The 14,592-nt window shown below is 60.7% G+C and carries 11 protein-coding genes; 7 read left to right on the top strand and 4 right to left on the bottom strand.

The annotated features are described in order from the left end of the window. Positions 1-37 precede the first annotated feature (37 nt). Complete coding sequence (locus AC5FXY_RS08210; RefSeq protein ID WP_493556316.1) at positions 38-979, bottom strand: DMT family transporter; 942 nt, start codon at positions 977-979, stop codon at positions 38-40. 178 nt (positions 980-1,157) lie between these two features. Here AC5FXY_RS08210 and AC5FXY_RS08205 point away from each other — a divergent pair, with 178 nt between their 5' ends. The 3 genes from AC5FXY_RS08205 to AC5FXY_RS08195 all read left to right on the top strand — a co-directional run bounded on the left by AC5FXY_RS08205 (position 1,158) and on the right by AC5FXY_RS08195 (position 5,748). Beyond that, positions 1,158-2,468, top strand: a complete 1,311-nt coding sequence (locus tag AC5FXY_RS08205; protein WP_493556174.1) for a replication-associated recombination protein A — start codon at positions 1,158-1,160, stop codon at positions 2,466-2,468. A gap of 546 nt (positions 2,469-3,014) precedes the next feature. Beyond that, positions 3,015-4,778: a signal peptide peptidase SppA gene (sppA, locus tag AC5FXY_RS08200; protein WP_493556173.1), complete on the top strand. Its 1,764-nt coding sequence runs from the start codon at positions 3,015-3,017 to the stop codon at positions 4,776-4,778. A gap of 127 nt (positions 4,779-4,905) precedes the next feature. After that, on the top strand, positions 4,906-5,748 hold the full coding sequence (locus AC5FXY_RS08195) for a purine-nucleoside phosphorylase (RefSeq protein WP_493556172.1): 843 nt from the start codon (positions 4,906-4,908) through the stop codon (positions 5,746-5,748). Between the two features lie 133 nt (positions 5,749-5,881). Here the strand turns inward: AC5FXY_RS08195 and AC5FXY_RS08190 are convergent, their stop codons facing one another. Together AC5FXY_RS08190 and AC5FXY_RS08185 are read right to left on the bottom strand one after the other, a co-directional pair. Beyond that, complete coding sequence (locus AC5FXY_RS08190; protein WP_493556171.1) at positions 5,882-6,763, bottom strand: DUF4249 domain-containing protein; 882 nt, start codon at positions 6,761-6,763, stop codon at positions 5,882-5,884. A gap of 10 nt (positions 6,764-6,773) precedes the next feature. Beyond that, positions 6,774-9,125, bottom strand: coding sequence for a TonB-dependent receptor (locus tag AC5FXY_RS08185; protein ID WP_493556170.1), 2,352 nt, complete (start codon positions 9,123-9,125; stop codon positions 6,774-6,776). A gap of 384 nt (positions 9,126-9,509) precedes the next feature. On the opposite strand from AC5FXY_RS08185, the gene fabG reads away from it, so the two are divergent. Continuing rightward, positions 9,510-10,259: a 3-oxoacyl-[acyl-carrier-protein] reductase gene (fabG, locus tag AC5FXY_RS08180; RefSeq protein ID WP_493556169.1), complete on the top strand. Its 750-nt coding sequence runs from the start codon at positions 9,510-9,512 to the stop codon at positions 10,257-10,259. A 135-nt stretch (positions 10,260-10,394) separates the two neighbouring features. Further along, positions 10,395-11,072: a YiiX family permuted papain-like enzyme gene (locus tag AC5FXY_RS08175; RefSeq protein WP_493556168.1), complete on the top strand. Its 678-nt coding sequence runs from the start codon at positions 10,395-10,397 to the stop codon at positions 11,070-11,072. Here the strand turns inward: AC5FXY_RS08175 and AC5FXY_RS08170 are convergent. Next, the gene (locus tag AC5FXY_RS08170) at positions 11,069-11,809 is read right to left on the bottom strand and encodes a hypothetical protein (protein WP_493556167.1); all 741 of its coding nucleotides are present in this window, start codon (positions 11,807-11,809) and stop codon (positions 11,069-11,071) included. The genes AC5FXY_RS08175 and AC5FXY_RS08170 overlap by 4 nt on opposite strands. A gap of 128 nt (positions 11,810-11,937) precedes the next feature. On the opposite strand from AC5FXY_RS08170, the gene AC5FXY_RS08165 reads away from it, so the two are divergent. Further along, entirely contained in the window at positions 11,938-14,016 is a 2,079-nt protein-coding gene (locus AC5FXY_RS08165; protein WP_493556166.1) for a VWA domain-containing protein, read from the top strand. 134 nt (positions 14,017-14,150) lie between these two features. After that, a complete protein-coding gene (locus AC5FXY_RS08160) occupies positions 14,151-14,585 on the top strand; it encodes a hypothetical protein (RefSeq protein ID WP_493556165.1) in 435 nt (144 codons plus the stop codon). Positions 14,586-14,592 lie beyond the last annotated feature (7 nt).

Here is a 14,592-nt window from a genome sequence, read left to right as displayed (position 1 = left end):
TCACCAGATACAAGTTGATATAAAGCGCTGTTTAAATTCAATCTATTACCGGCTTTAGCGGCACCGCATCCGGCGCGGCTATCACCGCTTTCGGCTTGCGGCTTACCAAAAACACCCCGCTAAAAATCAAACACGCCTGCAAAGCCTTGCCCCAGGTGAGCATATCCTTGCCCAGGCTTACAGCAATGAGCACGGCCAGCGCGGGCTGCAGGTAGATGTAGGCGCCCAGCAAGGCCGGTGAAGCATACTTTAAAGCCCAGTTATTCAGTAGGTACGCCACGATGGTCAGCATGATGACCATGTAGGCAATGGCCACCCAGATCAGCGGCGGAAAGCTGGCGTAGTCGGCAGCCAGCACCTGCCGCCAGCCGAAGGGCACCGCAATGACGGTCCCGACCAAGAAGATGCGCGCCAGTACCGTGAATGGATGGTATTTGCGCATCAGCGGCATCACCAGCACCAAGTACACCCCGAAAAACGTGGCGTTGAGCAGGATCATGATGTTGCCCAGTGTGATGTTTTCGCCGCCCACGCCGGGCGTGCTGCCTCGGCCCAGAATGATAAGCGCCGCCCCGGCCCCGGCCAGCAGGATGCCCAGGGCGCGGCGCAGCGTCACCCGGTCGCCCAGCAGGGCCACCGAGGCCAATACCACCACCACGGGCGCGATGGTCTGGATAAGCGAGGCGTTGATGGGCGTGGTCAGGTTCAGGCCGCCGAAAAACAGCAGTTGATTCACCCCGATGCCGGTAATGCCGCATAATACAGCCCGCACGTTGTCGGCGCGGCCGACGATGGCCTGCCCGCCGGCGTAGCGGCGACGCAGCAGCTCAAACACCAGCGTGGCCCCCACGATGCGCAGCACCACAATGCCGTAGGGCCCGATGTAGTGCGGCATCACGTCTTTGGAGATGCTGTAATTGGCAGCGTAAATCAGCGACACCAGAAACAAGGCCGCGTGCACACGCAGGGAATTCTTCATCACAGGCAAAGGTAGCGTCGGCCTTGCGCAAACGGCGACTCCGCCGACCTTTGGGAGCCGTTGGGGTACGCAGCACCGCGCTGGTGGTTGGGTAACCCTGACACGCCGCAATCGTTCGGGTAAGCTGACTGCTGCCCACCTCCCTTCCGTTTTTTCGCTTTCCCGCTTTCCCGCTTCCATGGCTTCCCTTTTCGATCCGCCCGCCGACCAGCCCCGCCCCGGCGCTCCATTGGCCGAACGCCTGCGCCCGCGTACCCTCAGCGAGTACGTGGGCCAGCAGCACCTCATCGGCGAGGGCGGCGTGCTGCGCCGGTACCTGGAGGCCGGTCGGCTGCCGTCGCTGATTTTGTGGGGGCCGCCTGGCGTAGGCAAAACCACCCTGGCGCACCTGCTGTCGGCGCAGCTAAAAATGCCGTTTGTGGCTTTGTCGGCCATCAATGCGGGCGTGAAAGACGTGCGCGATGTGATTCAGCAAGCTAAGTCGCGGCGCGGCACCCTGCTGTTTATCGACGAGATTCACCGCTTTAGCAAATCGCAGCAGGATGCGCTGCTGGGCGCCGTGGAGCAGGGCATCGTCACGCTCATCGGGGCTACCACCGAGAATCCGTCGTTTGAGGTAATTCCGGCCATTCTGAGCCGGGCGCAGGTGTACGTGCTGGAACCTTTGAGCAAAGACGACCTCACCGGCCTCGTCGACCGCGCCTTGGCTACCGACGACGCCCTGCGCCGCCGCCCTGTGCAGGTGCAGAGCTACGACGCGCTGCTGCGCATCTCGGGTGGCGATGCGCGCAAGCTGCTCAACCTGCTCGAAATCGTAGTGGAATCGGCCAAAGCTGACCCCGCGACCGGCCAGGTTACCATCACCGATGACTTAGTGCAACAGCTGGCCCAGCAAAACCTCGCCCGCTACGACAAAGGCGGCGAAATGCACTACGACGTCATTTCGGCCTTTATCAAAAGCATCCGCGGCTCCGACCCCAACGCGGCGCTCTACTACCTGGCCGTGATGCTGGAAGGCGGCGAAGACCCCAAGTTCATTGCCCGCCGCCTGCTCATCCTGGCCTCCGAAGACGTGGGCAATGCCAACCCCAACGCCCTGTTGCTGGCGCAGAGCACCTTTCAGGCCGTGACGGTCATCGGCATGCCCGAGTCCGACATTATTTTGGGTCAGTGCGTGGTGTACCTGGCCACTTCGCCCAAAAGCAACGCCTCGTACAAAGCCATTCGCGAAGCCCGCGCGCTGGTGAAGCAGCAAGGCGTGCAGCCGGTGCCCATTCCGTTGCGCAACGCCCCTACCCGCCTGATGAAGCAGCTCGGCTACGGCGATGAGTACCAGTACTCGCACGACTCGCCCGGCAACTTCGCCTACCAGGAATTCATGCCCGAGGCGCTAAGCGGCCACCGTTTGTACACCCCCGGCGACAACGCCGCCGAGCAGAAGATTCAGGAGCGCCTGCGCTACTGGTGGGGCGAGAAGTATGGGTATTGAGGTGCTCTTGCGGGAGGTGAAGCCGGCCGAGGGCGTGGTTAACTGTATTTGACCCCGGCTGGATAGCCAGCGGGCCGAGTACCCAGACCGTCATGTCGAGCTTGTCGAGACATCTCGCGCACTAAAGGCTGAACGACCAAACAGAACGTCATTCCGAGCTTGCCGAGGAATCTCGCCCGATAGTAATCTTTTCGTTGTAGGCAGAGGCTAGTATCCGGCATCAGCACGCGAGATGTCTCGACAAGCTCGACATGACGGTCTGGGTGCCGCTCGCCTGCCTTATCGGATGAGTACTTCAACGTTGGCTCAATGGGCCGCCTAGACGCTCTTATCTCCCGGTATTCCACCCGCCCGATCGGCTTTCACCCCGCCGAAATGCCCGGTTGTCGATTAGCGACTGACCGAACATCAGCGCCTCCGTTATTTGGGGCAGTGGTGAGGTTGAAACACCGCCGGGGCAGCCGCTGCGGCTGCTCCGGTGGACTACCTGCCACCAAAACCCTCCTTCCTTTGTTCATTCTTCGCTGATCCTCTTTTCCTGTACCAATGAGAAGTTTTTTGAAGTATGTACTGGCCTCCGTCGTGGGGCTGGTGTTATTTTCCCTCGTCGGATTCCTGCTGTTTGCTGCCATCGTGGCGGCCATCGGCAGCTCGTCGGATGAGGTGACGGTAGCCAGCGACTCCGTGCTAGAGCTCAAGCTCGACAAGCCCATTACCGAACGCAAGGAGGAAGCTACGTTCACGCCTTTCGGCTCCGGCAATTCTTCCATCGGCCTAGTAAACCTGAAGGAGGCCATTCGGCGGGCCAAAACCGACGACGACATTCGCGGCATTCTGCTGAACCTGGACATCGTGCAGGGCGGCATGGCTTCGCTTGAAGAAGTGCGCAACACGCTGATCGACTTCAAGAAGTCGGGCAAGTTCATCGTGGCTTACCACGAGACCGGCTCGGAGAAAGGCTACTACCTCTCCTCCGTGGCCGATGAGGTGTACCTGCACCCCCAGGGCCTGCTGGAGTTCAACGGGCTGTCGTCGGAGGTGTTTTTCTACAAGCGCCTGTTTGATAAGCTCGGCGTGGAGCCGTACATCTTCCGCGTGGGCTCGTTCAAGAGCGCCGTGGAGCCCTACATGCGCGAGAGTTTCTCGGATTCGGCCCGTTACCAGACGGTTTCCTTCCTGAATTCCATCAACGACCACACTGTGGCCCAGATTGCCGCCGCCCGCAAGATGCCGGTGCAGCGCGTCAAGACGGTGCAGGACTCTATGCTGGTGCACAACGCCGAAGACGCCAAGCGCTACGGCCTCGTGACGCGCCTTGGTTACTACGACGAAGTGCTGGACTACGTGCGCGGCAAGCTGAAGCTTGAGAAAGACAAGAAGCCCAGCCTCGTGAGCCTGAGCACTTACAGCAAGGTTGAAAAAGACGACGAAAAAGTAAGCGGCAACCGCATTGCGGTGATTTACGCCGAGGGCGAAATCGTAGGCGGCAAAGGCTCCGACGATAACATCGGCGGCACCAAGTTCGCCGAGGCCATCCGCAAAGCGCGCCTGAACGATAAGGTGAAGGCCATCGTGCTGCGCATCAACTCACCGGGCGGCTCGGCCCTGGCTTCCGATGTAATGTACCGCGAGGTGATGCTGGCCAAGAAAGTGAAGCCGGTTATTGCGTCCATGTCGGACGTGGCGGCTTCGGGCGGCTACTACATTGCCATGGGCTGCGACACCATCGTGGCACACCCCAACACGATTACCGGCTCCATTGGCGTATTTGGCGTGCTGCCCAACCTGGGCCCGCTGCTCGCCGATAAGCTCGGCATCACCGTCGACCGCGTAACCACCGGCAAGTTCTCGGACATCCCGACGGTGACGCGCCGCCTCTCCCCCTTTGAGCAGCAAATGATGCAGCGCGAGGTGGAGCGCATCTACACCGACTTCACTACCAAAGCCGCCGCTGGCCGCCGCATGCCGGTGGAGCGCCTGCGCCGCCTGGCCTCGGGCCGGGTGTGGTCGGGCACCGAAGCCAAGCAGCGCGGCCTCGTGGACGTGCTCGGCAGCTACGAAGATGCCCTGGCTATTGCGGCCCGCCGCGCTGGCCTGAAAGAGGGTGATTACCGCGTGCAGAGCCTACCCGGCCGCAAATCGTCGATTGAGAAGCTGCTCTCCATGTTTAGCGACGACTCCGAGGACGCCCAGGCCAAAGCAATGAAAGCCCAGCTGGGCCCGCTGTTCCCCATCTACCAGCAGTACCGCTCGGTGCTGCAGATGCAGGGAGTACAGGCCCGCCTGCCCTACGAGCTGACAATTCAGTAAAACCTGCTTCGTAGCTGCGCAGTTGTAGGAAAGTCGGTTGACAAAAATCAGCCAACTCCGCCCCTCGCTACGCAAAACTTCATCCTACTTTTGCGCGCCGTCGGCACATGTCGACGGCGCTTTTTTTATGATCCTACCTGCCACCCAACAGCTTCAGCAGCTCCGCGAAGCCGCCGCCTACATTCAGCAGCAAACCGCCACCTTCCAGCCCGAATTCGGCATCATCCTAGGCACCGGCCTCGGGGCCCTGGCGAAAGAAGTAGAAGTAGCTTTCAGCCTGAGCTACGCCGACATTCCGCACTTCCCCGTTTCGACGGTGGAAAGCCACGCCGGCCGGCTGCTGCTGGGCACCTTGGGCGGCCGCCGCGTGGCCGTGCTGCAGGGCCGCTTTCACTACTACGAAGGCTATTCGATGCCGCAAGTGGTGTTTTCGGTGCGAGTGCTGAAGCTGCTGGGTATTCAGAAGTTGTTTGTGAGTAACGCCGCTGGTGGGCTGCACCCCGAGTTCCGCATCAGCGACCTGATGCTCATCGACGACCACATCAACCTGCAGCCCACCAACCCGCTCGTGGGCCCAAACCTCGACGAGCTAGGGCCGCGCTTCCCGGATATGTTTGCGCCTTACGATGCGGAGCTGATAACTCAGGCCGAAGCCGCCGCGCAGGCCTTGGGCTTTGCCGAGCGCGTGCGGCGCGGGGTGTACGCCTCTTTGCCCGGTCCCATGCTCGAAACGCCGGCCGAGTACCGCTACCTACGCACCATTGGGTCCGATGCCGTGGGCATGAGCACGGTGCCCGAGGTTATTGCCGCCCGCCACATGGGCCTGCCGGTGCTGGCCGTATCGGTCATCACCGATTTGTGCAGCCCGCAGCACCTGAAGCCGGTAGATATCCAGCACATTCTGGCTGCCGCCGCCGATGCCGAGCCGCGCCTGACTGCTCTGCTCAAGCGCGTGGTGGAGCAGCAGTAAGGTCCTCTATCTCCTAGGTGGGAATAGTCGGGCACCAGCAACCACGACAACGGAACGGGGCCGTCAAACTTAGGTTCGGCGGCCCCGCTTGCTATTCATTGTTCCGGGAAGTGCAACGCCAAGCGCCCGCTCATTACCGAATAATTATCGTTCGGCGCTGGTAATTCAGGATGGTAAATACCCCAATTCCGCCCTCCACGGTGCTCTGCACGGCGGCTGGCTGGCCGAAGGGGTTGCCGTTGGCCGATTGGGCGTCGTCGACGGAGCGCAGGAAGTTGTAGTAGGGCCGATCCAGGTGAAACAGCGACACGATGAGCGTATCGTCGACGCGGAACTCGAAGCTGGTGCCCAAGGTAAACTGCTGCCCATCGAGCAGGCGGTCCTCGGGGAAGTACTCCACATCCACATCGTCGGAAATGCTGTCGTTGTGGATCTGAAAGCGGTAGAAGTTAGGCACCCCGGGCGGGTCCTGAAACTTCACCAGCACCAGGGCACGGCGTTGATCCACGGGCCGGTCGTTGAAGCGCCACTCGATGCTGTCGATGGGCACCGTGGCGGGCATGGTGGCCGTACCGGTTACCTCGCGGCCTTTGGTGTCGCGCACGGTCAGGCGCCAGGTGTCGCCGGGCTGAATGCTGAGCGGGCGCAGGCCGCGGTGCGTGTAGAGCTTGCCGGTAGTACGGTTTTGGCCGGGAAAGAAGCGCAGCGTCTCGACGCGGCCCGTGGGGCTGGTCAGCGTCACGGATACATCGGTGAGGAGGGTGGGCGTGGGCGCGCTCAGGTAAGGCACGGTCTCGGAAACGGTCATTTCCGGCACCTTGCCGTTTTCGAGGTAGCACTCCACTACCAGCTGCGGCGGCAATACGGGCAACTCCACGTCCACGTCCTTCTGCAAGTCGCAGCTGGCAGTGAGCACGCCCGTCAGCAGCACCAAGCAGGCCGCTACGCCGCGGGCCGCCGCGCCAATCGGCGCCAACCGCAGGAAGTAATCAGCCAAAATCCGTCGAATCAACATAAATCCGGGATTAGAATTTGAAGTTGTACGTGAGCGAGGGAATCACCGGGAACAGCGACACCTGCCGCGCCCGGTAGCGCGTGGGCAGCCGGGTTTCCGGGTCCCGCACCTCGTCGATGTAAATGAAGTAGGGGTTGCGACGGTTATAGGCGTTGTAGATGCTCAGGGTCAGGTCCGATTCGCCGCCGAGGCGCCGCCAGGGCTTGAGTTTGTACACCACGCCCAGATCGAGGCGGTGGTAGCTGGGCAAGCGGAAGGAGTTGCGGTCGGGGTAAATGGGCACTACCTGCAGCTCGCCGCCGTACACGTCCTGAATGGCAATGCGGCCGGTGGGCAGCGTGGTGGGGTTGCCAGAGGTGTACACAAAGGAGCTGGTCAGGTTGATGCGCCGGTTGAGCTGGTGCAGTAGCACCAGGGTGAGGTTGTGCCGACGGTCATAGGTAGGAAAAAACGTCCGGCCGCCGTTGATGCCGTTGGTGCCACGCTGAGGGTCAAACTGCCGCTGCGTCCAGGCCAGCGTGTAGCCCAGCCAGCCGGTGGTTTTGCCTTCTTTCTTTTCGAGGTAAATCTCGTTGCCGTAGGCCCAGCCGCGGCCGAAGAGGAACTCCTGATCCAGCTCCGGATTCACGAACAGCTGGGCACCGTCGCGAAAGTCGATCTGACGCTGCGCCCACTTGTAGTACACCTCATCGGTGAGCAGCAGCTTACCGCCGAAGAGCAGAAAGCTCGCCCCCGCCGATACCTGCTGCGAGCGTTGCGGCTTCACCGACAGGCGCGACGGGTACCAGATGTCAGTCGGCAGCGAAGCGCCAGAGTTCGTGACCAAGTGCACGTACTGGTACATCATGGCGTAGCTGGCCTTCAGCGTGGTTTTGGGTGTAAGAATGTAGCGAGCGGCCGCGCGCGGCTCGAGGCCACCGAAGTCGTTGGTGCCGGAGCGAAAGCCCGTCAGGCGCAGGCCGTAATCCAGGGCCAGCTTGTCGGTAATGGTGAAGTTGTCGGCCGCGTACAGGCCGCCTTCCAGCCCGTCGTACTCCACGTTCTGGCCGATGTTGAAGGTCCCGTCGTTGGCACCAGCCTGCAGGCGTCCCACCCCGAACTTGTGTAAGGTGCCACTGCCGCCAAATCGAACGATGTGTTTGTCGCCCAAAGGCCGCCACTCCCAGTCGGAGCGCAGGTTCCAGTCGCGGATGGTGCTGCCGAGGTTGAAGCTGAACTGGTCGAGCCGGTTGGAGATGTTGTAGGTATAGTACGACCACGTGGCCGTGGTATTGGTGTACAGGCGCGGCGTAAACACGTGGCTCCAGCGGGCCGTGGCCGAGCGGTTGCCCCAGCGAAAGTCGAAGTTGAAGCCGCGGGTGGAACTGAAACCGAACACGTCGTTGCCGAAGTAGCCGCTCAGGAATACCTGGTCTTTGTCAGTGAGCTGGTAGTTAGCCTTCAGGTTGAGGTCGTAGAAGTAGTAGTCCGGAATCGGGTTGTAGTCCGGGTCATCCTCCATCAGCTTGTTGATCTGACGGGTGAAGATGTCGAAGTATGTGCGCCGCCCCGCCACCAGAATGGAGCCCCGCCCCTTCTTGATGGGGGCTTCTACGGCCAGGCGCGAGGAAATCAGCCCGATGCCACCGGCTACACCGGCCGAGTCGCGGCTGCCCTCGCGCAGCTTCACATCCACCACCGACGAGAGACGCCCGCCGTACTGGGCTGGAAAGCCCGACTTGTACAAGTCCACGGACTGCACCACGTCGGAGTTGAAGGTGCTGAACAGGCCGAACAGGTGGTTGGGATTATACACCACCGCATCGTCGACGAGAAACAGGTTCTGGTCGGCCGAACCGCCGCGCACAAACAGGCCGCTGGTGCCCTCGCCGCCGTTTTGCACGCCGGGCTTTAGCTGCAGGGTTTTTAAAATGTCGACTTCACCGAACAGGGCTGGCAGCAGCTTGGCTTCGCGGGCCGAGAGGCGCTCCACGCCCATTTGGGTGGTTTGGAGCTTTTGCTCCAGCGTACCAGAGCCTTGGATTACAACTTCCTGCAGCTCGGTCCCGGCGGCGGGCAACACTAGGTCGAGGCGCTGATTGGCGCGCAGCGTAATTTCCTCAGTCACCGTTTGGTAGCCGATAAACGACGCCACCAAGCTATGACGCCCCGCAGGCAGGGCCAGCTCGTAGCTGCCATCGGCGGCGGCGGCGGTACCCAGACCGAGGCGCGGCACGGCCACGTTGGCACCCGGCAGGCCGCTGCCGTCAGTGCCGCGAATGGTGCCACGCAGCACGTAGGTGGCTTGGGCCAGAAGCGACGCCGGCGCGGCTAGCAACAATAGCAGGGTAAGAACTATTCGAATGGGGGTAGTATAAAGCATGGGCGGCACAAAATCCGGCGCAAAGGTCGGCAACAAGCCTGAGGCTAACGCCGCTGCAAGTCAGATTGTTTGCAGAGAAAGTCGTTTCTCCGGTGGTAGGTTGCACAGTCGGCTACACGTACAGCCAACCTAGCGCCGCAAAGGTGTAGAACCAAGCAGGCCGCTGACGTATAACATTCAACGGCTGGACTTACATAACTCCGGCTTCGCTGCCCCGTAGGCCAAAGCATGGTGTCGCTGAGGCCCAACGGCAGTACACCCCAGGGTGGCTCGGCTGTGTGAACCCCTCTTCCAGGCGCCGAGCCATCACGAACATTCGACTACAGCCCACAAAATCGGCGCAATCCGACTAATCCGTCGCATCCGTCGTTTAGCTTTGCCTTCATGACCAAACTGCTCGACGGAAAAGTAGCGCTGATTACGGGCGCATCGAAAGGAATTGGCCGGGCTATTGCCCAGCATTTTGCCCAGTTGGGCGCTCAGGTGGCCTTCACCTACCTCTCCAGCGTGGAGAAAGGCCAGCAGCTCGAACAGGAGCTGGCCCAGCACGGCACCAAAGTAAAAGGCTACCGCTCCGACGCCTCGGACTACCAGCAGGCCGAAAAGCTGATCGACGACGTAGTGGCCGAATTCGGCAAGCTCGACGTGCTCGTGAACAACGCGGGCATCACCAAAGATGGCCTGCTCATGCGCATGAGCGAAGAGCAATGGGACCAAGTGCTGAACGTGAACCTGAAGTCGGTATTCAACCTGACCAAGGCCGCTACCAAGCCCATGATGCGCGCCAAAGCCGGCTCCATCATCAACATGACTTCGGTGGTAGGCATCAAAGGCAACGCCGGCCAGGCCAACTATGCGGCTTCTAAGTCGGGCATCATCGGCTTCACCAAGTCGGTAGCCCTGGAGCTGGGCTCGCGCAACATCCGCTGCAACGCCATTGCGCCGGGCTTCATTGAAACCGAAATGACCGGTGAGCTGGACCAGAAAGTGGTGGACGAGTGGCGCAAGGCCATTCCGCTCAAGCGCGGCGGCACCCCCGACGACGTGGCCAAAGCCACCGCCTTCCTCGCCTCCAACGACTCGGCCTACATCACCGGCCAGGTGCTGCAGGTGGACGGCGGCATGCTGACGTAACATTTTAGAACTACCATGTAGCGCGGGCTTTAGTCCGCGTCTGCTGGGACGATAGTCGTTGAACAATGGATGTACAACGGTGTCGTTCCAGCAGACGCGGACTGAAGCCCGCACTGTTTTTCTATCCGCTTTCTTATGTCAGGTCGAGTACTCCTTCTGCTGCCCTTACTAGCCCTGATTGCTGTCCTCGCCTACCCGAGCGTCACACACCGCCTACTCCGCGACCAACGCTTACGCCGCGCTGAAACCGCCAAAACGACCGGAGCCGACCAGTTCCGCGAAGGCGACCTGATCTTCCACACCTCTTTATCAGCCCAAAGCAAGGCCATTCAGCTGGCTACGCATTCCAAATACAGCCATTGCGGCATCCTGTATCGGCAAGGCAATGAATGGCAAGTATTCGAAGCCGTGCAGCCCGTCAGCAGCACGCCGCTCACTCGCTGGATTGCCCGCGGTGCAGGCGGCCACTTCGTAGTAAAGCGTCTGCGCGATGCAGACCAAGTGCTGACGCCTGCCGCGCTGCAACGCCTCAAGCAAGCCGGCCAGCAGTTCCGCGGCAAGGGCTACGACCTGTATTTTGAATGGTCCGACGACCGGATCTACTGCTCGGAGTTGCTTTGGAAGATGTACAAGCAGGCCACCGGCCGGGAAATCGGGAAGCTGCAGCGCCTGCGCGAATTTGACCTTTCCCACCCGGCCGTGCAACAGAAGATGCGCGAGCGGTACGGCCGGCGCATTCCGTTGGACGAGCAAGTGATTTCGCCAGTGCGCATGTTCGACAGCCCGGAGCTGGTGACAGTGGTGCAGCACTAGGGATTCTTAGCCTGCTCCCGGCGGTAATTCTCCAGAATTTGTACTGCTACTGATATACGCTCTGCCAAATACGGGTTCGATGTGGCAAAGAAACCTTCTTCCAACCGGGCTACTGTTGCGTCTGTTGCCAACCACTCCAAAACAGCTGGCGCAAGATCAGGCCGCTGATCATACTCGGATAATCGCCGTTTTCTCCGCAGAAAGTCAAATTCAAAGTCTACGAACAGCCCCAGACGAATCAGACCAGTTAATGGTGCCTGTTCCCAGCGGCGCAACAACTCATTTAAATCTGGGTACACGTTGGCAATAGCCCCGAAGTAGTCGTTGCAGAATGCATCAGCCCTTTCGTCGGTAGTCGTCAATATTTCACTCCAAAATGCCAGCAAGTATTCTGCTACAGCGACTCGTTCCTGCTCGGGCCAAGTATTCCATTTACCGTAGTTGAGTTTGTCAAGAGCTACCCATACCTCAAAATCCAGCGGGAACTGGGTTAGCACCTCGAAAATTCTAGGCAGGAAGTGTTTGAAGTCAGCTACACTCCCCCAGGTTGTCATGGCTTTGAAGTGGAAGATATGCAAGTCATCTTCCGATAACTCCCTTAACTCTTTAGCGGTAAGCTGCTGATTCCATTCATCCAACTCAGCATACAGTGGACTACCATCCATTGCGGGGTTTAGCGGGTATCGCGCAAACACTTGATACAGCTTTTCTATGGCTTGGTGTAACTCAGTATTCATTAGCCCGACGTAATTCATCCGACCTAACTTAGCGCATTGGGCGTTATTTGCGCCTCGTACTGCTCTGCCCCACGCAACTGTTTAGCTACGGGCGGAGTTCTTGGTACTCCATCTGCTGACTCCTGTCCTTGCTGACGACTGCTTATTCCCCCTGGTTTATTCTGCTGTGCCTGGCCGTCGGGGCGGGCTACGCGGCGCTGCTGTATTCCAAACGTGCGCCGTGGAGCCGAGCTATCAATTACGGTTTGGCATTTCTGCGCTTTGCCCTTGTGAGCCTGCTGTGCTGGCTGTTGCTCGGGCCCATCCTGCGCCGCAACACCACCACCGAAGAAGCCCCCACCGTGGTGCTGGCCGTTGATGATTCGCGTTCCGTCCCGCTGTACACCGCCGATTCCAGCTCCCTGCGCCGCACGCTTTCCGGCCTCGATGCCACCGCCCAGCGCCTGCGCGACGCCGGCTACGAGGTGCAGCTGCGCACCCTCGACACCGCCGCACCAGCCCGGGTTGCCCAATTGCGCTTCCGCCAGTCGGCCACCAATCTGGACCAGCTGCTTACGCGCCTGCAGGAAGACTACGAGGGGCGCAACCTCGCCGCCGTGGTGCTGGCTTCCGATGGCCTTGCCAACCAGGGCCGCCCGCCCGTGTACGCCGACATCACCTACCCCATCTACCCGCTGGCCCTCGGCGACACCGTGCCGCGCCGTGACCTGCGCGTAACCGACCTGCGCTACAACCGCGTGGCTTTCTCTGGCAACCGCTTTCCCGTGGAAGCTGAAATCGGCTACGACGGCTTCCCGACGGGCGGCACTGCCAACGTGCTGCTGCGCGAAAACGGCCGCGTGCTGGCCCGCCAGCAAGTGCGTCTCAATCCCAACAGCCGCCTGCAGCGTGCGCAGTTCCTGCTCACGGCGACTGCCCCTGGCAAGCACCGCTACGAAGTGGTGGTAGAGCAGCAAACCGGCGAGTTCACCGTGCTCAACAACACCCGAAATGCTTACGTGGAAGTGGTAAAAGGCCGCCTGCGCGTGCTGTTGGCCGGCGCCGTGCCCCACCCCGACCTCAAAGCCCTGCGCGCTGCGCTTATCCAAAACGACAACTTCGACGTGACGCTGGCCTTGCCCGGCATCACGCCTTTCCGCGCCGATCAGGACTACGACGTGGCTGTGCTGCACCAGCTACCCAGCCGCACCGGCGAGGGCCGCGACATTGTGCAGTACGTGCGCACTCGCCGTCTGCCGGCCCTGCACGTAATCGGTGCCCAAACCGATGTGGCGGGCTACAACGGCCTCGGCAATACCGGCCTGCGCATAAGCGGCGGCGCGGGCAATGAAGCCTCACCCCTTATAAACCCCAACTTTACCCGCTTTGCTCTCGATGCTGATGCGGCTGCGCGCATCGCCGACTATCCGCCCGTATCGGTGGTAGGCGGCAATGCCCAATTGGGCGGCGGGACCGAGGTAATTCTGCGTCAGCAGGCGGGTCGCACGCGTACCACGCGCCCGCTGCTGGTGGTTGCGGGCCAGGCCGGCCAGCGCCAAGCCACCTTGCTCACCGACGGCAGCTGGCAGTGGCGCCTTCAGGAAGCCGCTACCCACGACGACCGCGCCACTGCTTACGACGGCCTGATGACGCGCCTTTTGCAGCTACTCACCCAGGACAGCCGCCGCAAGCGCCTGGACGTGTATCCCACGCAGGACGCTTTTGACACGACAGAGGAAGTGACCTTCGGCGTCGAAACCTACAACGCCGTGTTTGAGCGCGTGTACGGCCAGCAGGTCACGCTCACGCTTACCGACGAGCAGAACCGGCCACGCACTTCCTCGCACACCAACCGCGAAAACGGCGGCCCCATGCGCCTCGGTGTATTGCCCGCCGGTCTTTACCGCTTTACCGCGCGCGCCACCGTTGCCGGCCAACCGCAGGAAGAACGCGGCGAGGTGCTGGTGCAGGAGCAGCAGCTGGAAGCCACCGCCGCTCGCGCCGACCACAACACGCTCTACCAGCTTGCCCAGCGCAGTGGCGGCCGCCTTTACTACCCCACGCAGCTCGCGCAGCTGGAGCAACAATTGCTGCAAGCCAAGTTTAAGCCCGTCATTTACTCGCAGGAAGAGCTAAAAGACCTGATTGACGAATGGTGGCTGTTCGCGCTGCTGCTGGCTTTGGCAGTAGCCGAGTGGACGGTGCGTAGGTACTCGGGAAGTATTTAATCTAATACCACATTTCGCGCAGAGGTTCGCAGATGCAACGCTGCGGCACGCAGTGGTCATCGAACGGCCCGGCGTATGTATGCGTCTTACTCTGCGAACCTCTGCGCGAAACATTCTTCAGCCTGACCCAGACAATGGAATACTCTGCAGCACTAGAAAAGCTCCTTCGCCACGCCGGCCTCTCCAAGCAGAAACCGAACGCCGAGGACTTTCAATACACGCTTTACGTCATCAGCGACAAGAAAGCCTTTCGCCCGATGCAGCCGTTGGCCGACGATGTTCTTGCTTGTTTCGAGTTAATTAACCGGCACCTCAACGGCGAAAAGCCCTCCGAAGCCCCCGACGAAACCAAGGCCCAAAGCCTTGACCGTACGCTCGTGTACGCCGTGAATAGTATTCTGACAACTGGCCGCAAGTACGCCACTTGGATGCAGCTAGAATCCGGTTTTGCCCCGGCCGATGTGCATGAAATGCAACGTGCTGTGCAGGCCATCGAACTTGGCTGGAACTTCGTATTGGCTGGTGAGTTCGACGACATTCGGCGCGAAGTAGCTACTTGGCTAGACTAAGAGCCGA

The sequence above is a fragment of the Hymenobacter sp. FMD4 genome (assembly GCF_058932745.1).
The sequence above is the reverse complement of the archived record's forward strand: the minus strand, read 5'-3'. Positions and strand labels throughout refer to the sequence as shown.